Source organism: Pseudomonas sp. NPDC085632 (assembly GCF_044541255.1).
GTDB lineage: Bacteria > Pseudomonadota > Gammaproteobacteria > Pseudomonadales > Pseudomonadaceae > Aquipseudomonas.
Genome location: NZ_JBITSX010000012.1, coordinates 1 through 22561, shown reverse-complemented (window position 1 = coordinate 22561; position 22561 = coordinate 1). Strand labels below are relative to the sequence as shown.

17 protein-coding genes and 2 tRNA genes are annotated in these 22561 nt (G+C 60.0%); 14 read left to right on the top strand and 5 right to left on the bottom strand.

What is annotated here, in order from left to right; all coding sequences use genetic code 11:
- Positions 1 to 131: 131 nt before the first annotated feature.
- Together ACIF4X_RS11495 and ACIF4X_RS11490 are read right to left on the bottom strand one after the other, a co-directional pair.
- Positions 132 to 1622 (bottom strand): MDR family MFS transporter, encoded by a 1491-nt coding sequence (locus ACIF4X_RS11495; protein WP_397482259.1) that lies wholly within the window; start codon positions 1620 to 1622, stop codon positions 132 to 134.
- A 49-nt stretch (positions 1623 to 1671) separates the two neighbouring features.
- Positions 1672 to 2721 (bottom strand): HlyD family secretion protein, encoded by a 1050-nt coding sequence (locus ACIF4X_RS11490; RefSeq protein ID WP_397482206.1) that lies wholly within the window; start codon positions 2719 to 2721, stop codon positions 1672 to 1674.
- A 229-nt stretch (positions 2722 to 2950) separates the two neighbouring features.
- Between ACIF4X_RS11490 and gltX the strand changes: the two genes are divergently transcribed.
- The 10 genes from gltX (at position 2951) to ACIF4X_RS11440 (ending at position 12132) form a co-directional block, all read left to right on the top strand.
- Complete coding sequence (gltX, locus tag ACIF4X_RS11485) at positions 2951 to 4432, top strand: glutamate--tRNA ligase (protein ID WP_397482205.1); 1482 nt, start codon at positions 2951 to 2953, stop codon at positions 4430 to 4432.
- 203 nt (positions 4433 to 4635) lie between these two features.
- A tRNA-Ala gene (locus ACIF4X_RS11480) sits at positions 4636 to 4711 on the top strand.
- Between the two features lie 80 nt (positions 4712 to 4791).
- A tRNA-Glu gene (locus ACIF4X_RS11475) sits at positions 4792 to 4867 on the top strand.
- A gap of 182 nt (positions 4868 to 5049) precedes the next feature.
- A complete protein-coding gene (locus tag ACIF4X_RS11470) occupies positions 5050 to 5589 on the top strand; it encodes a TetR/AcrR family transcriptional regulator (RefSeq protein WP_007913421.1) in 540 nt (179 codons plus the stop codon).
- A gap of 30 nt (positions 5590 to 5619) precedes the next feature.
- Positions 5620 to 6453 carry an alpha/beta fold hydrolase gene (locus tag ACIF4X_RS11465; protein WP_397482204.1) on the top strand — a complete coding sequence of 278 codons (834 nt, stop codon included), beginning with the start codon at positions 5620 to 5622 and terminating at the stop codon, positions 6451 to 6453.
- Between the two features lie 46 nt (positions 6454 to 6499).
- Positions 6500 to 6937, top strand: coding sequence for an acyl-CoA thioesterase (locus ACIF4X_RS11460; RefSeq protein ID WP_397482203.1), 438 nt, complete (start codon positions 6500 to 6502; stop codon positions 6935 to 6937).
- Positions 6938 to 7021: 84 nt separating this feature from the next.
- A complete protein-coding gene (locus tag ACIF4X_RS11455) occupies positions 7022 to 7981 on the top strand; it encodes a tRNA-dihydrouridine synthase (protein ID WP_007913426.1) in 960 nt (319 codons plus the stop codon).
- 121 nt (positions 7982 to 8102) lie between these two features.
- Positions 8103 to 8549, top strand: a complete 447-nt coding sequence (locus ACIF4X_RS11450; RefSeq protein ID WP_016985252.1) for an Hsp20 family protein — start codon at positions 8103 to 8105, stop codon at positions 8547 to 8549.
- Positions 8550 to 8737: 188 nt separating this feature from the next.
- Positions 8738 to 9433 (top strand): DUF1266 domain-containing protein, encoded by a 696-nt coding sequence (locus ACIF4X_RS11445; protein ID WP_397482202.1) that lies wholly within the window; start codon positions 8738 to 8740, stop codon positions 9431 to 9433.
- Positions 9430 to 12132: a DUF805 domain-containing protein gene (locus ACIF4X_RS11440; RefSeq protein WP_397482201.1), complete on the top strand. Its 2703-nt coding sequence runs from the start codon at positions 9430 to 9432 to the stop codon at positions 12130 to 12132. The genes ACIF4X_RS11445 and ACIF4X_RS11440 overlap by 4 nt, the downstream gene beginning before the upstream one ends.
- Here ACIF4X_RS11440 and ACIF4X_RS11435 read toward each other — a convergent pair.
- The 3 genes from ACIF4X_RS11435 to ACIF4X_RS11425 form a co-directional block, all read right to left on the bottom strand.
- Positions 12129 to 13820 (bottom strand): Hsp70 family protein, encoded by a 1692-nt coding sequence (locus tag ACIF4X_RS11435; protein WP_397482200.1) that lies wholly within the window; start codon positions 13818 to 13820, stop codon positions 12129 to 12131. The two genes, ACIF4X_RS11440 and ACIF4X_RS11435, sit on opposite strands and share 4 nt — an antisense overlap.
- A gap of 86 nt (positions 13821 to 13906) precedes the next feature.
- Entirely contained in the window at positions 13907 to 17185 is a 3279-nt protein-coding gene (locus tag ACIF4X_RS11430; RefSeq protein ID WP_397482199.1) for a PAS domain S-box protein, read from the bottom strand.
- 74 nt (positions 17186 to 17259) lie between these two features.
- Complete coding sequence (locus tag ACIF4X_RS11425) at positions 17260 to 18144, bottom strand: LysR family transcriptional regulator (protein WP_397482198.1); 885 nt, start codon at positions 18142 to 18144, stop codon at positions 17260 to 17262.
- Positions 18145 to 18284: 140 nt separating this feature from the next.
- Here ACIF4X_RS11425 and leuC point away from each other — a divergent pair, with 140 nt between their 5' ends.
- The 4 genes from leuC to leuB all read left to right on the top strand — a co-directional run bounded on the left by leuC (position 18285) and on the right by leuB (position 22409).
- Positions 18285 to 19703 carry a 3-isopropylmalate dehydratase large subunit gene (gene leuC, locus ACIF4X_RS11420; protein ID WP_016984527.1) on the top strand — a complete coding sequence of 473 codons (1419 nt, stop codon included), beginning with the start codon at positions 18285 to 18287 and terminating at the stop codon, positions 19701 to 19703.
- Between the two features lie 10 nt (positions 19704 to 19713).
- A complete protein-coding gene (leuD, locus tag ACIF4X_RS11415) occupies positions 19714 to 20358 on the top strand; it encodes a 3-isopropylmalate dehydratase small subunit (RefSeq protein ID WP_397482197.1) in 645 nt (214 codons plus the stop codon).
- A gap of 146 nt (positions 20359 to 20504) precedes the next feature.
- Positions 20505 to 21272, top strand: a complete 768-nt coding sequence (locus tag ACIF4X_RS11410; protein WP_397482196.1) for a class I SAM-dependent methyltransferase — start codon at positions 20505 to 20507, stop codon at positions 21270 to 21272.
- A 54-nt stretch (positions 21273 to 21326) separates the two neighbouring features.
- Positions 21327 to 22409 carry a 3-isopropylmalate dehydrogenase gene (gene leuB / locus ACIF4X_RS11405; RefSeq protein WP_397482195.1) on the top strand — a complete coding sequence of 361 codons (1083 nt, stop codon included), beginning with the start codon at positions 21327 to 21329 and terminating at the stop codon, positions 22407 to 22409.
- The last annotated feature ends 152 nt before the right edge of the window (positions 22410 to 22561 follow it).

Here is a 22561-nt window from a genome sequence, read left to right as displayed (position 1 = left end):
TGCCTGGTCGGGCCTCATCGCCGGCAAGCCAGCTCCCACAGGTTTCTTTGGTGTTCACAAAATTTGTGTTCACCATCAATCCCTGTGGGAGCTGGCTTGCCAGCGATGGGGCCAGACCAGACACAGCAAAATCAGTGAGATTCCCCAGCCTTCAGCCCTTGCGGCAATTTTTTGGTCAACAAAATCGCCAACATGCTGACCCCCAACGCAATCCCGACAAAATGAAACGCATCGTTGTACGCCATGATCGCCGCTTGCTGATGGACGATCTCGCTCAGCTTGCCCAGCGCCGCCGTGTCGCTGCCAAATCGATCGGTCATTGACGCCAGCCGCTCCGCCACCTGCGGATTGGTCGGCACCACCGCCTCACGCAAATAATCGAAGTAAGTCTTGGTGCGCGCATCCAGCAGCGTCGCCAGCAGAGCAATGCCAATCGCACCGCCAAGGTTACGCAGGATGTTGAACAGACTCGACGCCGACCCCGCGTCCTGCGGCAGGATGTACGCCGTAGCGATCAAGGAAATCGTCACCATGATCAACGGCTGACCCAGCGCGCGAATGATCTGAATCTGATTGAACTGTGGCCCGGCGAAATCCGGGTTGAGCACCCCCGAAGAAAAACTCGCCAAACCAAACAATCCGAAACCCAGTGTGCACAGCCATTTCGGCGAGACAAACTTCATCAGCTTCGGCACCAATGGAATCAGAAACAGCTGAGGCACGCCCATCCACATGATCACTTCGCCGATCTGCAAGGCGTTGTAGTTCTGGATCTGCGCCAGGTACAGCGGCAACAGGTAGATTGAGCCGTACAGCCCGACACCCATGCCCAGGCTGGAAATACTCGACAAGCCAAAATTGCGATTACGCAGAATCCCGAGGTTGATCAGCGGATTCGGTTTGGAAATCTGCACGATCACAAAGGTGATCAGACTCAGCAGGGCGATGCTGCCCAGCGTCACGATCAGACTCGATTCCAGCCAGTCCTTGCGATGGCCTTCTTCCAGAAAAACCTGCAAGCAGCCGAGACCGATACCCAGCGTGAGGATGCCGGTGTAGTCGGTGCTTTTCAGCAGCTCCCAATGCGCTTCCTTCTTCTCCAGCCCGTACATCAACCCGGCGATCATGATCAGGCCCGGCGGGATGTTGATGTAAAAGATGTATTCCCAGCCCCAATTCTCAGTGAGCCAGCCACCCAGTGTCGGGCCGATGGACGGGGCGAACGTCGCGGTCATGGCAAACATCGCCATGCCTTTGGCGCGGTGGTGTTCGGGGAGTTTGATCAGGGTCAGGGTGAATGCCAGCGGGATCAGCGCGCCGCCAGTGAAACCCTGCATGGCGCGAAAGACGATCATGCTTTCAAGGCTCCAGGCCATCGAGCACAGCAACGACGAAGCCAGAAAACCCAGCGACACCCACACCGCCAGACGCCGCGCCGACAGCAACTGCACCAGCCACGCGGTCAGCGGGATCATGATGATTTCCGCGACCAGATACGAAGTCGAAATCCACGAGCCTTCTTCCAGCGTCGCCGACAGCGCGCCCTGAATATCTTTCAGCGACGAGTTGGTGATCTGGATATCGAGCACGGCCATAAAGGCACCGAGCATCACGCTCATCACCGCAATCCAGTCGCGCCGGGTCGGTTCGCCGACCGGGCGGATCAGCGAATCACCGGCCATTGTCCGGGGCGTCTTTGATGTTCACGGTAGCGGTCACCGACATGCCCGGACGGATCTTGCCGTGCAGCGGGTTGTCAGCCTTGAAGGTCAGCTTCACCGGAATTCGTTGCACGACTTTAGTGAAATTGCCGGTGGCGTTGTCCGGCGGCAACAGACTGAACTGTGCGCCAGACGCGGCGAACAGGCTCTCGACCCGCGCTTCGATCGGCGTGTCGCCATAAGCATCGAAGGTCAGCTCGGCTTTTTGTCCGGGCTGCATACGGCCGATCTGGGTTTCCTTGAAGTTGGCCTGCACCCAGATGTCTTCATCCGGGACGATCGACAGCAGATAAGCGCCGGCCTGCACCACTTGGCCATTACGGGCGGCGCGCTGGCCGACGAGGCCGCTGATCGGCGCGTGGATTTCGCTACGGGTCAGGTTGAGTTCGGCTTGCGCCAGATCGGCGCGGGCGTTGGCGATCTGTGCATCGAGGCGTTTGATTTCCGCGTTCAGGGCGTTGACCTGTTGGCGCTGGCCCTGTGCGTCGGCCTGCGCCTTGGCCACTTGCGAGCGGGCGATATGGGCGTCGGCAGAGAGGGTGGTCACCCGTTCTTCGGAAACGTAACCGGGTTTGCGCAGGGTTTCGGCGCGCGACAAATCCATCTGCGAGCGGCCAAGTGTCGCTTGGGTGGTCGCCACTTGCGCGTCGCTGGCGGCGATCAAGCTCGATTGCTGAGTCAGTTTGCTTTGCGCCTGCAGGCGTTCGGCTTCGCGGGTGGCGAGGGCGGCATTGGCGCGGTCGATGGCCAGGTGGAAATCGTTCGGCTCGAGGCGCACCAGCAACTGGCCTTTTTCCACGTGTTGATTGTCCTGCACCAGTACTTCATCGATGCGCGCGCTCAATTGGCTCGAGACACGGGTGATTTCGCCCTGGACATAGGCGTTGTCGGTGCTTTCATAAAAGCGTCCCTTGAAAAACCAATGGGCGAAAAAGCCCCCGGCGATCAGCAGGACGAGCAGCAGGAAAATCAACAGGCGACGCTTGAGTTGGGCAGGCATGGGCAAACTGTAGTCGAGGAATTGTAAGGAAAGTTATCAGCAGACGAATCTGGCATACAGCCGATAAACGGTAAATGCCATCCGCTGATATTTGCCCATTCACCACGGCTTTACGGGCGTTCCAGACGCAAACTTGGCTTAAATGCCCTGCCCGCTGGAGCGGGGCGGGTATCGCCTGTTACCATTCGCCGCTTGATTGTTTTGCTTTTCATTCTTTTCGAGACATGCCATGACCACCGTCCGCACTCGCATCGCGCCATCGCCTACCGGGGATCCCCACGTAGGTACCGCTTACATCGCATTGTTCAACTACTGCTTTGCCAAGCAGCATGGCGGTGAGTTCATCCTGCGGATCGAAGACACCGATCAGTTGCGTTCGACCCGAGAGTCCGAACAGCAGATCTTCGACGCCCTGCGCTGGCTGGGTATCGACTGGAGCGAAGGCCCGGACGTTGGCGGCCCGCACGGCCCGTATCGGCAGAGCGAGCGCGGTGACATCTACCAGAAGTACTGCCAGCAACTGGTTGAAATGGGCCACGCGTTTCCGTGCTTCTGCACCGCTGAAGAACTCGATCAGATGCGCGCCGAGCAAATGGCGCGCGGCGAAACTCCACGCTACGACGGTCGCGCGCTGCTGCTGTCGAAAGAAGAAGTCGCGGCCCGTCTGGCCGCCGGCGAACCCCACGTGATCCGCATGAAAGTGCCGAGCGAAGGCGTTTGTGTGGTGCCGGACATGCTCCGTGGCGACGTCGAGATCCCGTGGGATCGCATGGACATGCAAGTATTGATGAAGACCGACGGCCTGCCGACGTACTTCCTCGCCAACGTGGTCGACGATCACCTGATGGGCATCACCCACGTGCTGCGCGGCGAAGAATGGCTGCCATCGGCGCCGAAACTGATTCTGCTCTACGAATACTTCGGCTGGGAACAACCGGAGCTGTGCTACATGCCGCTGCTGCGTAACCCGGACAAGAGCAAGCTGTCCAAGCGCAAGAACCCGACTTCGGTGACGTTCTACGAGCGCATGGGCTTCATGCCTGAGGCGATGCTCAACTACCTCGGTCGCATGGGCTGGTCGATGCCGGACGAGCGCGAGAAGTTCTCGCTGCAGGAAATGGTCGACAACTTCGACCTCAAGCGTGTTTCCCTCGGCGGGCCGATCTTCGACATCGAGAAGCTGTCGTGGCTCAACGGCCAGTGGCTGCGTGATCTGCCGGTGGAAGAGTTCGCCAGCCGTCTGCAGACCTGGGCATTGAACCCGGAATACATGATGAAGATCGCGCCGCTGGTTCAGGGGCGCGTTGAAACCTTCAGCCAGGTTGCACCGCTGGGCGGCTTCTTCTTCGCCGGTGGCGTCAATCCGGATGCCAAGCTGTTCGAATCGAAAAAGCTCTCGGGCGATCAGGTTCGTCAGTTGATGCAGTTGATTCTGTGGAAGCTGGAAAGCCTGCGTCAGTGGGAGAAGGACAACATCACCGCGACGATTCAGGCAGTGGTTGAATCCCTTGAGTTGAAGCTGCGCGATGCGATGCCGCTGATGTTTGCTGCGATCACCGGGCAGGCGAGTTCGGTATCGGTGCTCGATGCCATGGAAATCATTGGCCCGGATCTGACCCGTTTCCGTCTGCGTCAGGCGATTGACCTGTTGGGCGGCGTGTCGAAGAAAGAAAACAAAGAGTGGGAAAAGCTGCTGGGCGCTATCGCTTAAGCACGTCTGACTCTGCAGGAACCACTGAAGGCCGGGATCTTTTGATTCCGGCCTTCGGCGTTTTTCCCCCCGAATTTACGGGGGAGGGCGGTAAGTGATTGTTATGCCGACGAAAAACTTTGAATTTTTTCAAAAATAAGTTTGACAGGCTTTCGATACGCCCTTAAGATTCGCCCCGTCCTCAGCGATGACATCAACGATGAGGGGCTATAGCTCAGCTGGGAGAGCGCCTGCATGGCATGCAGGAGGTCAACGGTTCGATCCCGCTAAGCTCCACCAATTTTACACTTCAAGGTCTGGCCACACCGGTCTTGAAGCGATCAACACTTAGCGTTGATCAGTTGTATAGAAGGGTTTGCGTCCCCTTCGTCTAGTGGCCTAGGACACCGCCCTTTCACGGCGGTAACAGGGGTTCGAGTCCCCTAGGGGACGCCACGATTACCCGCTCTGCGGGATTTTATAAGGGTCATTCAATTATTGAATGGCCCTTTTGTTTGTCTGGCGTTTGGCCAATTCTCCTTTTTCCTTACACTGTGCTTCAGACCAGCGGTCATATCCTTGACTTGCAGAATATTATTATGCGAATAATATTCTAGTCGTAATATTCGGAGGCAACGATGAACGATAAAAAAGCTCAAACCCGCGAACGCATCCTCAAGGCCGCCAGCGCCGCACTGATTCAGCGCGGCCCGGCTGACCCGAGCGTGGGCGAAGTGATGGGCGCAGCCGGCCTGACCGTCGGTGGCTTCTATGCGCACTTCGAAAGCAAGGACGCGATGATGCTCGAAGCATTCAAGCAATTGCTCGGCCGCCGCCGCGACCTGATTGCCGACATGGATGCCGAATTGACTGGTGAGGAGCGCCGCGCCTTGGTCGCTGCCTTTTACCTTTCGCGCAAACATCGCGATTCCAGCGACGCGGCATGCCCGATTCCAGCCTCGATCGGCGAGTTGGGTCGTTTGCCGGAATCGTTCCGTATCGCGCTGAACGAACACCTCGAGTTGATGATTGCGCAGTTGGCGTCCAGTCCCGAGGACACCGACAAAGCCCTGGCCGACGTGGCCTTGATGGTGGGTGGTCTGGCGCTCGCCAGGGCGCTGGGCCCGGGAGACTTATCCGATCGATTGCTGCGCGCTGCCAAGTCGGCGGTGCGTTGACCTGAAGGCAGCACGCCTGAGGAGAGAGCGATGAACACGTTGAAGTGGGTTCGTGGCGTTAATGGCACCTTGGGCTGGATTGCACCGAAACGGGTGGCGAGCAAAATGCGTCTGGCGTTCATGACGCCACGGTCGCTGCCGCTAAGGGATTGGGAGTTGCCGCTGCTGGCCAGTTCCGAGCGCATCACTTTGCGCTTCGGTCTCTCCGCGTTGCGCTGGGGTCAAGGCCCGACCGTCCTGCTGATGCACGGCTGGGAAGGGCGGCCAACCCAGTTCGCCGCGCTGATCACTGCACTGGTCGACGCCGGTTACACCGTTGTGGCGCTCGATGGTCCGGCCCACGGTCGCTCGCCGGGGCGTGAAGCCAATGTCGTGTTATTCGCTCGGGCAATGCTCGAAGCCGCTGCTGAACTGCCGCCACTGCAAGCGGTTATCGGCCACTCCATGGGTGGCGCCAGTGCCATGCTCGCTGTGCAACTGGGTTTGCGCACCGAAACTCTCGTCAGCATCGCCGCGCCTGCGCGAATTCTTGGTGTGCTGCGCGGTTTTGCCCGCTACGTCGGTATGCCGCCGCGAGCCCGTTCCGCGTTCATCCGCCAGGTCGAACAAGACGTCGGCATGCGCGCCGCTACTCTCGACGTTGCCCATTATCAACTGGATATGCCCGGCCTGATCGTACATGCCGAGGACGACAACTTCGTCTCGGTCAAGGAATCGCAACTGATCCACGAATCCTGGTTCGACAGTCGCTTGCTGCGGCTTGAGGGCGGCGGTCATCAGCGCGTGCTGGCCGACCCTCGCGTGGTTGATGGCGTGTTATCACTGCTGGCCGGCCGCAGCCTTCAGGCGCGCCAATCAGCGTGAGCTCCGTTACACTGCCCCGGTTGAATACATTGACCGGGAGTGGGGCATGGGCTGGGATCGGGCAACGCCGTTTACCATTGATCTGCAAGTAGGCGCCGAGGACATTGACGGGCTGGGCCACGCGAATAACGCGGTGTACGTGACCTGGCTGGAGCGTTGCGCCTGGCGCCACTCGCAGCGTCTGGGCCTGGATCTGGTCGAATATCGGCGTCTGGATCGGGCGATGGCCGTGGTGCGTCACGAGATCGATTATCTGGCGGCGGCCTATGAAGGCGACGAACTGCAATTGGCGACCTGGATCGTCGATTGGGACCAGCGCCTGAAGATGACCCGGCATTTCCAGCTCAAGCGCCCGAGCGACAACACCACGCTGTTGCGCGCGCAAACCACGTTTGTCTGTATCGAGCTGTCCACGGGCAAGCCGAAGCGCATGCCGGCCGAGTTCATCGAAGGCTACGGCCCGGCGATCCAGATCCCGGCTTGACACGATCCCTACAGGTGGTCGTGGGTTTAAGCCGCTCAATCCAGTAAACTGCCGCACGTTTTTTCCTTGAGTAGTGTTTTCCCCATGCAAATTGCTCTGGCGCCCATGGAGGGGTTGGTCGACGACATCCTCCGCGACGTGCTGACCCGCGTTGGCGGCATCGACTGGTGCGTGACCGAATTCATTCGGGTCAACGACCAGTTGCTTACGCCGGCCTATTTCCACAAGTTCGGCCCGGAGTTGCTCAACGGTGCGCGCACCGCGTCCGGTGTGCCATTGCGCGTGCAATTGCTCGGTTCCGACCCGGTGTGCCTGGCGGAAAACGCCGCGTTGGCCTGCGAACTCGGCTCCGAAGTGATCGACCTCAACTTCGGCTGCCCGGCCAAGACTGTGAACAAGTCCCGTGGTGGTGCGGTTCTGCTCAAGGAGCCGGAACTGCTTAACCAGATCGTCGAGCACGTGCGCCGCGCTGTGCCTGCACATATCCCCGTGACCGCGAAAATGCGCCTTGGCTTCGACAGTCCGGACGGTTCGCTGGTCTGCGCCACGGCGTTGGCCGAAGGTGGCGCCGAGCACATCGTGGTTCACGCCCGAACCAAGATGGACGGCTACAAACCGCCAGCACACTGGGAGTGGATCCCGCGCGTGCAGGACGTGGTCAAGGTCCCTGTGTTCGCCAATGGCGATATCTGGAGTGTTGAAGACTGGCGGCGTTGCCGCGAAATCAGTGGCGTCGAAGACATCATGCTCGGTCGCGGTCTGGTGTCGCGCCCGGATCTGGCCAGGCAAATCGCTGCCGCCCGCGCTGGTGAAGAAGTGGTCGAGATGACGTGGGCCGAGCTGATGCCGCTGATCCAGGACTTCTGGCTGCAAGCCAAAGCGCAGATGACCGCTCGCCAATCGCCGGGCCGTTTGAAGCAATGGCTGGCCATGCTGACGCGCAATTATCCCGAGGCGACCGAGCTGTTTACCGTCCTGCGTCGGGAGACTGAGCCGGATCACGTCTCGCGTCTGCTCGGTCTGCCGGTCGCCGAAGCGGCCTGAAAAAAATCTGCAAATAGTCTCTTGAAATCATTTCAGCGGTCCCTATCTAAGGGGTACGCGATGCCGAATTCGGGTCGCGGAGTCAAAAAACCTTGCTGATTGTTTTCAGGAGATTTGAACCATGAGTACTGCATTTTCCCTCGCGCCACTGTTCCGTTCCTCGGTAGGTTTCGACCGTTTCAACGACCTGTTCGAAACTGCCCTGCGCAACGAGCCAGGCAGCAGCTACCCACCTTACAACGTCGAAAAGCACGGTGATGACCAGTACCGTATCGTCGTTGCCGCCGCCGGTTTCCAGGAAGAAGACCTGGAGCTGCAAGTCGAGAAAGGTGTGCTGACTATCAGTGGTGGCAAGCGTGATGCCAACGAAGGCGTGACCTTCCTGCACCAGGGCATCGCCCAACGTGCTTTCAAGCTGTCCTTCCGTCTGGCCGATCACATCGAGATCAAGGCGGCGGATCTGAGCAATGGTCTGCTGAGCATCGACCTGTTGCGCGTGATCCCGGAAGAGGCGAAAGCCAAGCGCATCCCGATCAATGGGGTGCAGAAGCCGGCGTTGCAGCACTGAGTCATGTGCCGCAACACAATCGTCTGAACAGACGATGAGCCGCTGAATGAAGGCCCCGATACGTCGGGGCCTTTTTTGTGCGCGCAAGAAAAGCGCTGTTCGACTTTGCCGCTGGCGGTGGTTTCTCTACAATCCGCGGCAGTTTTGCCGACCCCCATTCCTCACCGGTCGGCCTGGAGCCTTTTTTCATGGACGAGATTCAACAGCGCTGGCTGTGCGCCCTGTCTGCGCCAATGGCGGCGATCAATACCGGCGCCAGCTACGACGACCCGGCGTTCTGCAACGATCGCTACATCGATCTGCAGGACAGTTGGGGTATCGATGACCGTGGCCAACTGTTCGACATGCTCGAACGGATGACCGACGACGGCCATGCCAAGCACCTCAGCGCAGCCTATCTGGCGTGGCAGCGTTGTCTGCCGAGTGAATGGCAGGCCTTGCTTGACGATCTCTCTCCCCGTGAACGCACCCTGCATGAGTTTGCCAGTCGCACGTTCGGCAGTTGCGGGCCGGGCGGGATTTTGTCCTGGGACTATGGCCGCATGGGTTTTCTCTTGCGTTGCGCGGTGCGCAATCAGTGGATTGACCTCGACGAAAGCAATTGGCTGCACAGCCGTTTGGCCCTCAGAGCGCAATTTCACTACGGCAGCTGGATGGCTTACTTCGATGGCTTTGTCGTGGGCCGGACTTTCTGGTCCTGCCTGAGCGCCAGCGACGATGAGCTTGCGCGTGAGCTGGACCGACAAGGCGCCAACCCCCTTAACCTGCGGATTGCCCGCGGCCTTGCCGAGAACATTCCTCAGTTCCTTGCTGATCTGCCGTGGCACAGGGAAATTGATTTGCCGCCACGCCCGGCATCGCTCAAGGAGTTCGACTGGTCATGAGTTGCTGGATCCGCCTGGGCATTGAGCCTACCACCGACGAAACCCTGATTCGCAATGCTTACCGCGCACGTTTGCCAGCGCATCACCCGGAGACCGATCCGCAAGGCTTCCAGGCGCTGCGCGCGGCCTACGAAAACGCCTTGCGTCTGGCGCGTGAGGAAGAGGAAGAAGAGCCCGAGGACGAGTACGAGTCCCAAGCCTCAGAACAGACTGTTGTTGAGGTCCCTCCAGTGTTCGGCGATTTTTGCGAGCTGCTGGATGATCCCGCGCGCCGGTTCAATTTCGCCGCGTGGCAGGCCTTTATTCGAGGGCTGGATGAGCTTTCGCTGGACGTGCTCGATGAACTCAGCTGGCCGCTGTACCACCGGATGGCCGACGCCGGTCCGTTGTCGTATCGCTGCGCGAATCTGTTGGCCAAACGCATGGCCTGGGATCAACAGTTGCTGGATCTGGGCTTCGACGACGCGCATCAGGTGGGATTCTTTCTGCAGCGAATCGAAACGCCGGACCCGTTCGACACGGATCTGATGAGCACATGGTCAGAGGCCGCCCAGACCGAATCGCTTTGGTACGCCCGCAGCCTCGATTTTATCTTCAGCCAGCGCCCCCTCCACGAGTTCGCCGACTTCGCCAGTCGGCACACCTGCCTGCCGTTGCCGAATGATGCCGCGTTCCTCAAGCGGCTGTTGGTGCAGTTCACTCAGGCGGGCATCGGCGTGCCAACATTTTTGCAGTGCTGCGTCGAGCAGCAGCTTGCAGCACCGGATGATGTCGACTGGCTTTACCTGTTGGCCTGTCAGAGCAGTCTGCTCGGGCGGGACGATCAGGCATTGCCGTGCTGGATCCGGCTGTGGAACGAGCATCGCCATCCGATGGCGGAAAGTCGTCTGCTGGAGCTGTGCGCCAAGCGCCAGCCGACTTTTCTGCCCCTGCTGATTCAGGCATTCGATCGCCTGCAGGGCATCTCTGACTGGCCGGAGGATCTTGGCGATGGCGACCAAGTGTATGGCAGTCCGTCACAACATCCCGAGACACTGAATCGTTGGCTGGGTGTCGGAAGGCTGAAGCTTGAGAGCCTTGCGCAAAGCTTTGTTGATTGGCGCATGACGGGTGATGAACTGCCGTTGCTCGCGCAATTGCTGGGCGAAAATGCCGACAGCCGATTGCTGCATCTGTACCGGCATGCCTGGGCGCTGCATCGCGGTGATACAGCGTTGTTGCAGCAGATTGTGGATGCACCGCTGCCCATCGATGCTCTCGAAAGCCTGGTGATGAGCGGGTTCAAATATCAGGCTAAGCAACACCTGCGCTGGCTGGGCGAGGCACCGATTGCGCTGGCCATGAGCGCGTTCAGCGCCGCGGACTCAGGTTCGCGGTCATTGCCGCAGGTGCTGACCGACGGCGAGCCGCACAAGGTCTGTCGTCTGTGGTTGCGGCGCTTGCGGCCTTACAGCGACGCTGCGCTGGAGCGATTGGCAGATGCGTTCAAGCTGGCTGCGGTCAAAGACGACTGTGATTTGTCCGAACTCGATTTGATTCTGCAGTTGAGCCGACGCGGGATTCAGTTGCCACCGGTCGGGCTCGGTGAGGCCACTTGGGAGTGGCACGCGCAGACCTTGTTCTTGCTGGCGTTGCTGGGCCAGCCTGAACGCTGGCTGCAAATGATTGATGTGCAGTGCCTGGAGCGCCTGCCCTTCAATCCGGCTCATCCTTTGAGTCGACTGCAGCCACTGTTGCGGCGCTTGCTGCGCGAGCAAGGCAGTTGTAACGGTTTGCTCGGATGGCTGCAAGGCAATGACCCGGTGCACGGCTTGTTGGTGCAGCAATTGTTCAGCGTACAGCAGGCACTCGACAGCGTGCGGTTGCCGGCCAATAGCCTGCTTTACACCTGCCTCGAAAGTGATCGTGCGGCATGCGGCGACGACTTGCTGGGTTTGATGATGTTCTGGGGCGTGCTCTATCACGACCCGAGCCTGAGTGCCGAGCAGCATCGCGCACTGCTGCAATCGATCGCGGCGATCAGCTGTGAGGATGCTTGGTTCGAAGGCTTCCGCGACGGTTTGATCAAAGGCGAACCGGTGTGGCCGCCGCGCAAAGTGCTGACGGATTTTGGTGTCGACAAACTGCTGGCGTATGAAGCGCTGGATGCGCTCAAGGGCTTGATTCGTTATGGCGCTGCTGGCGTGCCGAAAACCCGGGTTCTGCGGCAGTTGCAGCAGGGCAAGGACGATGTGCACAACGGCGTCGGCCTGCGCCTGGCCTTGTGCGCGTTGCTGTCCTGGTCGGAGCGTTTGCTGCTGGCGAAAAGCGATGTGCAGCCGGTACCGGCGACAGCGATCTGGCGTCTCGGTTCGCGGTTGGGGCGCAAGGCTTTTATCGCTCAGGTCTTGGGGTGTTTGGTGATTGCGCCGGTGGCAGGGTTGATCAGTGGCACCACGGGCGCAGGCATTCTTATCCTGCTATTGGGCGTGCTGCTGGTGTTCGGCGCCATTCTGCGTCGATTGCACGACATGGGCAGAGGCATTCCGACGTTGCTGATCTTCATGGCGCTGACGCCGTTTTTGCCATTCCTGCCGTTGGTGTTGTTCGGGCTTGCCGGTGACAAGTTGCCCAACCGCTATGGTGTGCCACCGGACAGCGGCGATAGCGAGATGCTGTCCGGCGGTTTGCAGGTGGCTTTGCGGCGGCTCAACGGCTAGAGGTGCAGTTGATCCAGCGCCTTGTTCAGCTCTGAGCGATGGCTGGCAATCTCCGCTGATTGCTGGCCGCCGAGCACGGTGGTGAAGCTGTGCAGCCACTCGGCAATGTGCTCGCGTTGCGTGCCGAGGCTCTGCATCCATGCCCGTTCCAGACGGGCCAGCAACGTGCGGTTGGGCAGTGCGTCGCGTGGATGGACCTTCAGCGTTGACAGCCGATTGTGGCTGTCTCGGCGTGCCTGCTCATCCAGGCCGGTGGGGCTGCGGTCGATGCTGTGACTGTGGCGGTCGCCGGTTTCGAGCAGGGTGACGTCCACCTCGAGCAACCCGTTGATGTCATAACTGAAACGTACATCCAGCGCCTGGATGTGTGCGGTGGGCGTCAAGGTGACATCGAACGCATCAATGAGAATGTTGTCGCATACCCACGGCCGCTCACCCTGATAGACCGCGATGCGCAGCAGTGCTTGCTGAGGGTGGGTGGTGAAATAGCGCTCCACCCGGGACGTCGGGATGATGGTGTTACGTTCGATGATCGGCGAGAACGCGCCGTCGATTTCTTTACCACGGATGGTCTCGATGCCCAACGTGTACGGGCAGACATCCGTCAGGATCAGTTCTTCCACCGCCCCGTCACGCGCCTTGCACGCGGCCTGCGTTGCCGCCCCCAGCGCAACAATCGTGTCCGGATCAAGGTGCCGATAAGGCAGGCGCCCGAACAGTGTTGCAACCATTTGCTGCACCGCCGGCATGCGCGTGGCACCGCCGACCAGCACCAGGCTGTCGAGGTCGCGGGGCTTGAGTCGGGCATCGCGCAGCGCCTGTTCGATCGGTGCGCGCAAACGCGCCAGCAGCGGTTCCCAGATTTTCACCGCAGCCGCTTCGTCCAGCGACCATTCGAACGTCTTGTCAGCATGGCGCCAGCTCAGTGGTTGGAGCCCTTCACCGAGTTTGCATTTGAGCTGTTCCAGCGCGTCGCCGAGGCTGGCCATGCTTTGCGCGTCGACCATGGCCGGGGTCAGTTGCCAGTGTTTCAGGCAGGCCTGCAACAGTGCGGCGGTGAAGTCTTCGCCACCTAAAAAGTTGTCGCCGGTAGAGGCGTGCACTTCGATCAGTGGCAACGCGTATTCCAGCACCGTGACGTCGAAGGTACCGCCGCCGAGATCGAAGATCAGCGTGCGTTCGAATTTCTGCTCATGCAGCCCATAAGCCATCGCGGCGGCAGTTGGCTCGTTGATCAGGCGTGTCACCGAGAGCCCGGCCAGTTCGGCGGCAAACAGCGTGCGTTTGCGTTGTTCGTCACTGAAATACGCCGGCACGGAAATCACCGCTTCCGACACCGGGTGGCCGAGAAAGGCTTCGGCGTCCTGCTTGAGTGAGCCGAGCACCAGCGCCGACAACTCTTCCGGGCTGAACTGACGTGCACCGAGCTGAACTTGTTTATCGCTGCCCATGAAACGCTTGAACGCCGCAGCGGTGCGATCCGGGTGCGTGGTCAGGCGGGCGCGGGCGGCTTTGCCGACCAGAATGGTGTCGTCTTCATCGAGGCTGACCACCGATGGCGTCAGCACGTCGCCCAGAGCGTTGGGAATCAGTCGGGCCTGACCGTCCTGCCAGACGGCGATCAGACTGTTGGTGGTGCCAAGGTCGATGCCCAGCAGAGCCGGGCGGGGGAGGGTTGCATCCTGCATGACAGATCTCGAAACGGCGCAAAAACCGCGACCCTACAGGTTGCCGCAAACCGTGGCAATTGCGCTTCTGTTGCAACGTGCACCGGTTATGGCAGGAGCTTTTTCAGATCCTCCAGCGCAACCGGTCGACTGTGCAGATAACCCTGATACAAATGGCAGCCCAAACCTTGCAGGAACGCGAGCTGCTCCGGGGTCTCCACGCCCTCGGCGATCACCTCCAGCTCCAGGCTGCGCGCCATGGCAACAATCGCGCGGATAATCTCGGCATCGTTCGGATCGGTCGTCGCATCACGAATAAACGACTGATCGATTTTCAACGTGTCGACCGGCAGGCGCTTGAGGTAGGTCAGTGACGAGTAGCCGGTGCCAAAGTCATCCATCGCAAAGCTCACGCCGAGTTTTTTCAGCCGGCGCATTTTGCTGATGGTGTCTTCCAGGTTCTGGATGACGATGCCTTCGGTGATTTCCAGTTTCAGCAGCGAGCAGGGCAGGCCGTGGCTGCTCATGCTGTGCTCGATGCGCTCGACGAAGTCGTTCTGACGGAACTGCCGTGGACTGATATTCACGCACAGGCTGAAATTCAGCGGGTCGACCCGTTTCTGTGCGATCAGTTGTTTGAAGGCATTGCAGGCTTCGTCAAGGATCCAGGTGCCGACTTCGAGAATCAGGCCGCTGTCCTCCAGCACTTTGATGAACTCGGTAGGAGACTGCGCGCCCAGTTCCGGGTGATTCCAGCGCACCAGGGCTTCGGCGCCGATGATGCGGTTGTCGCGGGCATCGACCTGCGGCTGAAAGTGCACGTTGAATTCACCGCGCGACAGCGCCAGGCGCAGGTCGGTCTCCATGCGCAGCCGTTCGCTGGCCGCTTTCTGCATGGTGTTGTGGTACATCTGCGTGGTGTTACGCCCGGAATCCTTGGCCCGGTACAGGGCAATGTCGGCGCGTTTGAGCAGGTCGGTCGGCGTTGAGCCGTGATCGGGGATCAGCGCCACGCCGATGCTCGGCGTCACTTGCAGGCGCTGGCCGTCGAGGAACATCGGTTCCGAGAGCAATTCGCGCAGGGTGTCGGCCAGATTGCGCACTTGTACGCTGACCTCATTGCGCGAGCCTTCAAGACCACTGAGCAGCACGACAAACTCATCGCCACCGAGGCGCGCGACCGTGTCTTCCATGCGTACGCTGGCTTCGAGCCGCGCGGTGATGATTTTCAGCACCGTGTCGCCGACCGGATGGCCGAGGGAGTCATTGATGTGCTTGAAGTGATCGAGATCGAGAAACAGCAAGGCACCACGCAGGTTATGGCGCTTGAGCAAGGCGATCTGCTGGCTCAGGCGATCCATCAGCAAGGCGCGGTTGGGCAGGTTGGTCAGAGGATCGTGGTAGGCGAGGTGACGAATCTGCGCTTCGGCGTTCTTCAACAGGCTGACGTCCCGTGCTGTCAGCAGCAGGCACGCGGTCTCATTGAGGGTAATCGGCTCGACCGAGACCTCCACCGTGAGCAATTCGCCGCGTTTGTTGCGGCCGAGCATTTCCTGGTGGTGCACGCGGCCCTTGATCTGCAGTTCGGCGAGTAATGCCGAGCGCTGTTTTTCCTCGGCCCAGATGCCCACTTGATACACGGTTTTGCCCACGACCTCTTCGGCACGATAGCCGGTGAGACGGCAGAAACCGTCGTTGACCTCAAGATAACGTCCGGTGTCGCGCTCGGTGATGGTGATGGCGTCGGGGCTGGAGTGAAACGCCTTGGCGAATTTCTCTTCGCTGGCTTTCAGCGCCGCTTCCGAGCGCTGTTGCTGGGTAATGTCGCGCAGGGTGGTGACGATGCACGGTTGATCGCCGACGCTGATCTGCCGACTGGAGATCACGCAAGTCAGCGACTGGCCGTCCTTGTGCTGAACGATGATCGCGACGTTGCTCAGGCCCTGTTCGCGAATCACCCGTTCAATGCGTTGCAGGCTTTTCGCCGAGGCGTCCCACAGGCCTATTTCTTCGGCAGTGTGGCCAATGACGTCGGCGGCGCTCCAGCCGAAAGTCTGGGTAAAGCTGTTATTGATTTCGATGAACTCGCCACTGTCCTGGCGAGTCACGCAGATCGGGTCGGGGCTGACCTGGAACAGCGTGGCGAATTTCTCTTCCGAGGCCACCAGCCGCTGTTCGCGTTCGACCTGATCGGTGATGTCGAGCAGCGTGCCGGCCATGCGCAGCGGCGCGCCATTATCGTCACGGTAGAGGCGGGCACGGCTTTCCAGATACCGTGAGCTGCCGTCCGGCAGTTGCACGCGATAGGTCAACTGATAATTGCCCGCCGGGCCTTCGCGCAGGCTACGGTAGGCGTCGCGCATGCTGTCGCGCTCTTCGCCGGGTACGCCTTCAAAAAACTCTTCAAACGATTCATGAAACGGTATCGGTTCGAGCCCGTGCAATTGCGCCGCCCGCGCCGAGCCATAGAGCATGCCGCTGGGAATGTGCCAGTCCCAAGTGCCGAGCTGCGCCGAGTCCAGCGCCAGATCGAGGCGTTCCTGGCTGTCCTTCAAAGCGTGTTCGGCGGCTTTGCGCTCAGTGGTGTCAAGGAAGGTGCTGAGCAGATACGGCTGACCTTCAAGTTCGACTTTCTGCGCACTGAGAATGCCGTCGTGAATCTGCCCGTTACTGGCGCGAAACTGCACCTCCATGCTGATCAGTTCGCCCTTGGCCTTGGTCTTCTTGACCAGTTCGCCGCGTTGCTCCGGATGCACCCACAACCCCAACTCCAGCGTGGTACGACCGATGGCGCTCTGCACCGGCCAGCCGAACAGGCTTTCGAAATACTGGTTGGCTTCGCTGATCAGGCCGTCTTCCTGGCGAGTCAGCAGGACCATATTCGGGCACAGGTGAAAAAGTGTCGCGAAACGTTTCTCGGAGCTGCTCAGGGCTTGCTCGCGTTGGCGCTGGTGGGTGATTTCGCGAATCACCCCGATCATTCGGGGGCGGCCGTTTTTATCCGGTAACAAGCTGCCGCTGATCTCCAGCCAGTGCAGGCTGCCGTCAGGCCAGCGGATGCGGTGGTGCATCGCTTGTTCCAGCGGCGCCCCGGCAATCACCGCGTGGAAGGCGCGAACGGTTTTCGCCCGGTCTTCCGGCGGCAGCAGGTCGAGGTACTCCAGATCTTCGGGCAGCGGTTGCCGAGGATCGAAGCCGAACAAGGCCTGGGTGCCGCGTGACCAACTGATCTGCCCACGCTCGATATCCCAATACCAGGCGCCGAGCCGTGCGCCGTTGAGTGCAGCCAACAACTGCGGCGCACTCTCCCAGCTCTGCTCGGAATGTCGCGGGTCAATCGCCTGAATACGCGGCATCGGCGGAATTCGGTCAACAGATTTCGGCATTGTGGACAGGCCTTGAGCTGATGGTGGCGTTAGGCACAGGGGTAGCGGCTCTATAGGAGTAGCACAAGTTGGCCTCAAGTCCCTGGCAGATCGATTTGTGCATCCAGCAAGGCCATAAACGCTCTTGCCGCATTCGATAGCGTCCGTTCGGTGTGCAAGATATAGCCTAGCTGGCGACTGAGCTGTATGCCCGGCAATACGATGCTCGCCACCTGTTCGTCGAGCATGGTGCGTGGCAAAACGCTCCAGGCCAGACCAATCGACACCATCATCTTGATGGTTTCCAGGTAGTTGGTGCTCATGGCGATGTTCGGCGTCAGTCCCTGGGCCTCGAACAAGCGTTGGACAATATGGTGGGTAAAGGTGTTGCCGCCGGGGAAAACTGCCGGATGACCGGCAATGTCCGCCAGACTGACGGCACCGTTATTGATCAGCGAATGCTCCGGGGCGACCACGAAATCCAGCGGGTCGTCCCACACCGGGGTGGCCTTGACCAGTGCGTGAGGCTCCGGCGCCAGGGTGATGACGGCCAGTTCAGCGCGGCCATGAAGAATTTCTTCGTAGGCCACTTCCGAATCGAGGAACTGAATATCCAGCGCCACCTGTGGGTAGCGGCGGGTGAACTCCCTTAATAACGGTGGCAAACGGTGCAAACCGATATGGTGACTGGTGGCCAGGGTCAGGCGCCCGCTGACTTCGCCGGTCAGATTGGTCAGGGCACGACGGGTGTCATCCAGTACGTTGAGAATTTGATAAGCCCGCGGCAGCAGGGCGCGGCCGGCCTCGGTCAGACCGACTTCACGGCCCAGCCTGTCGAATAGGCGCACCTTCAATTGTTGCTCCAGCCCGGCGATACGCTTGCTGATTGCCGGTTGTGTCAGGTGCAAGCGTTCGCCGGCGTTAGAGAAGCTACCGGTTTCGGCAATCGCGATAAAAGCGTTGAGGTTGGCCAGATCCATGTACGTATTCCAGTTGGTTATCCAAAGCATAAAAAATATGAATTTGAGTTATTTAATCTAACCCCATAGGATCGGCCTCACAAGCCAAAGGGTTATTGATAAGCCCAGGGCATAGAAACAAGCTGATGAGGAACCGTCTGATGGCCGGCAAAACGCTCTACGACAAGCTCTGGGATTCGCATTTGGTCAAGCAGCGCGACGATGGCTCGGCGCTGATCTATATCGATCGTCACATCATCCACGAAGTGACCTCGCCACAAGCCTTCGAAGGCCTGCGTCTGGCCGGGCGCAAGCCTTGGCGCATCGATGCCAACATCGCGACCCCGGACCACAACGTACCGACCACCCCAGAGCGCAAGGGCGGCATCGAAGCCATTGCCGATCAGGTCTCGCGTTTGCAGGTTCAGACCCTCGACGACAACTGCGATGAATACGGCATCGTCGAGTTCAAGATGAACGACGTGCGCCAAGGCATCGTCCACGTGATCAGCCCGGAGCAGGGCGCAACCTTGCCGGGCATGACCGTGGTCTGCGGCGACTCGCACACCTCGACCCACGGCGCCTTCGGTGCTTTGGCTCACGGTATCGGCACCTCCGAGGTCGAGCACGTGCTCGCCACCCAGTGCCTGGTCGCGAAGAAAATGAAAAACATGCTGGTGCGCGTTGAAGGGCAATTGCCGTTCGGCGTGACTGCCAAGGACATCGTCCTCGCGGTCATCGGCAAGATCGGCACCGCCGGCGGTAACGGCCACGCCATCGAATTCGCTGGCAGCGCGATCCGCGACTTGTCTGTCGAAGGCCGCATGACCATCTGCAACATGTCCATCGAAGCCGGCGCCCGCGTGGGTCTGGTGGCAGCGGATCAGAAGACCGTCGACTACGTGAAGGGCCGTCCATTCGCCCCGAAAGGCGCGGAATGGGACATGGCCGTCGAAGCCTGGAAAGACCTGGTCTCCGATGCCGACGCTAAGTTCGACACCGTGGTAGAGCTCGATGCTGCGCAGATCAAGCCGCAAGTCAGCTGGGGCACTTCGCCCGAGATGGTCTTGGCCGTTGACCAAAACGTGCCGGATCCAGCGAAAGAAATGGATCTGGTCAAGCGCGACTCGATCGTCCGCGCCTTGAAGTACATGGGTTTGACCGCCAATCAGGCGATCACCGACATTCAACTGGATCGCGTGTTCATCGGTTCCTGCACCAACTCGCGGATCGAAGATTTGCGCGCTGCGGCGGTGATCGCCAAGGGTCGTAAAGTTGCTTCGACCATCAAGCAGGCGATCGTGGTGCCGGGCTCGGGTCTGGTCAAGGCGCAAGCCGAAGCCGAAGGCCTCGACAAGATTTTCCTCGAGGCCGGTTTCGAATGGCGTGAGCCGGGTTGCTCGATGTGCCTGGCGATGAACCCGGACCGTTTGGAGTCCGGCGAGCACTGCGCCTCGACCTCCAACCGTAACTTCGAAGGCCGTCAGGGCGCCGGTGGCCGTACCCACCTCGTCAGCCCGGCCATGGCGGCGGCGGCAGCGGTGAACGGTCGTTTCATCGACGTTCGCGAATTGATTTAAGGAGCGCAGCATGAAAGCTTTTACTCAGCACACGGGTCTTGTCGCGCCTTTGGATCGTGCCAACGTCGACACCGACCAAATCATTCCGAAACAGTTTTTGAAGTCGATCAAGCGCACCGGTTTCGGCCCGAACCTGTTCGATGAATGGCGTTACCTCGATGTCGGGCAACCGTATCAGGACAATTCCAAGCGTCCGTTGAACAAGGACTTCGTCCTCAACGCCGAGCGTTATCAAGGCGCCAGCGTGTTGCTGGCCCGCGAGAACTTCGGTTGCGGTTCCAGCCGTGAACATGCGCCGTGGGCGCTGGAAGAATACGGTTTCCGCAGCATCATCGCGCCGAGCTATGCCGATATCTTCTTCAACAACAGCTTCAAGAACGGCTTGTTGCCGATCATCTTGAGCGACGCCGAAGTCGATGAACTGTTCAAGCAGGTTGAAGCGAATCCGGGTTATCAATTGCAGGTCGATCTGCAGGCGCAGACCGTGACGCGTCCGGATGGCAAGGTGTACAGCTTCGAGATCGATGCGTTCCGCAAGCATTGCCTGTTGAACGGTCTCGACGATATCGGTTTGACCCTGCAGGACGGTGATGCGATTGCGACGTTTGAGGCCAGGCATCGTGTGAGCCAGCCGTGGTTGTTCCGCGACGCGTGATTGATTCGGAATTGATGTAGTCAGGGCCGGCCCCATCGCTGGCAAGCCAGCTCCCACAGGTTTTGTGAACACCGCAAATCCCTGTGGGAGCTGGCTTGCCAGCGATGAGGCCGGAACAGGCACCACAAGATCAAAGGGAAGTCCCCATGACCAGCACCGCCCAACACACCCAGGTCGTACAAAAGCAATTCGGTGAACAGGCCGCCGCCTACCTGAGCAGCGCCGTTCACGCGCAAGGCACCGAATTCGCCCTGCTACAGGCTGAGCTGGTCGGGCAGGGCGAGGCTCGCGTGCTGGACTTGGGTTGCGGCGCCGGTCACGTCAGTTTCCACGTCGCGCCGCTGGTCAAGGAAGTGGTCGCCTACGACCTGTCGCAGCAAATGCTCGACGTGGTCGCCGCCGCTGCCGTTGATCGCGGTATGAGCAACATTGCCACGGTCAACGGCGCCGCCGAGCGTCTGCCGTTTGCCGACGGCGAGTTCGACTTCGTGTTCAGCCGTTATTCGGCGCATCACTGGAGCGATCTCGGCGTGGCCCTGCGCGAAGTGCGCCGGGTGCTGAAGCCGGGCGGTGTGGCGGCGTTCGTGGATGTGTTGTCACCGGGCAGTCCGTTGTTCGACACTTACCTGCAAAGCGTCGAAGTGCTGCGCGACACCAGCCATGTGCGCGATTATTCTGCCGCTGAATGGCTGCGCCAGGTCAGCGAGGCCGGGTTGCATGTGCGCAGTACCACGCGTCAGCGCCTGCGTCTGGAGTACACCACCTGGGTTGAGCGCATGCGTACACCCGAGGTGATGCGTGCGGCGATCCGCCAGTTGCAGCAATCGATGGGCAACGAAGTGCGCGAGTATTTTGAGATTGATGCCGACGGCTCGTTCAGTACAGATGTGATCGTACTGATGGCTGAGCGATAAGAATTTTTCCGGGCGCGCCTGAGATGGCGCACCGACTGAAGACACGAGGAAAGCATGAGCAAGCAGATTCTGATTCTCCCAGGTGACGGTATTGGTCCGGAAATCATGGCCGAAGCGGTCAAGGTGCTGGAACTGGCCAACGACAAGTACAGCCTGGGTTTCGAGCTGAGCCATGACGTGATCGGTGGCGCCGCCATCGACAAGCACGGCGTGCCGCTGGCTGACGAAACCCTCGACCGTGCCCGCGCTGCCGACGCCGTACTGCTGGGTGCCGTTGGCGGTCCGAAATGGGACACCATCGAACGTGACATCCGCCCTGAGCGCGGCCTGCTGAAAATTCGTGCGCAGTTGGGCCTGTTCGGCAACCTGCGTCCGGCGATCCTGTACCCGCAACTGGCCGACGCGTCGAGCCTGAAGCCGGAAATCGTTGCTGGCCTGGACATCCTGATCGTCCGTGAGCTGACCGGCGGCATCTACTTCGGCGCGCCACGCGGCACCCGTACGCTGGAAAATGGCGAGCGTCAGTCCTACGACACGCTGCCGTACAGCGAAAGCGAAATCCGCCGCATCGCCCGCGTCGGTTTCGACATGGCCATGGTCCGTGGCAAGAAGCTTTGCTCGGTGGACAAGGCCAACGTGCTGGCGTCCAGCCAACTGTGGCGTGAAATCGTCGAAGAAGTGGCCAAGGATTATCCGCAAGTCGAACTGAGCCACATGTACGTCGACAACGCCGCCATGCAACTGGTGCGCGCGCCGAAGCAGTTCGACGTGATCGTCACCGACAATATGTTCGGCGACATTCTGTCCGACGAAGCGTCGATGCTCACCGGTTCCATCGGCATGCTGCCGTCGGCCTCGCTGGATTCCAACAACAAGGGCATGTACGAGCCTTGCCACGGTTCGGCGCCGGACATCGCCGGCAAAGGCATCGCCAACCCATTGGCGACCATCCTGTCGGTGTCGATGATGCTGCGTTACAGCTTCAATCTGCACGACGCGGCCGATGCCATCGAGAAAGCCGTGAGCGTGGTGCTGGATCAAGGCTTGCGCACCGGTGACATCTATTCGGTCGGTTGCACCAAAGTCGGTACGCAGGAAATGGGCGACGCAGTAGTCGCCGCGCTGCGGAATCTGTAATCTCTCGGGCCCGCTGCGAAATTCAATACAAAGCAGCGGCCCACTTTTCAAGAAGGTGTAGTTGCGATGAAACGTGTAGGTCTGATCGGTTGGCGCGGGATGGTCGTCGCGGGGCCGACGCTGGCGGGGAATATCATTGGCGGCAGTTTTAT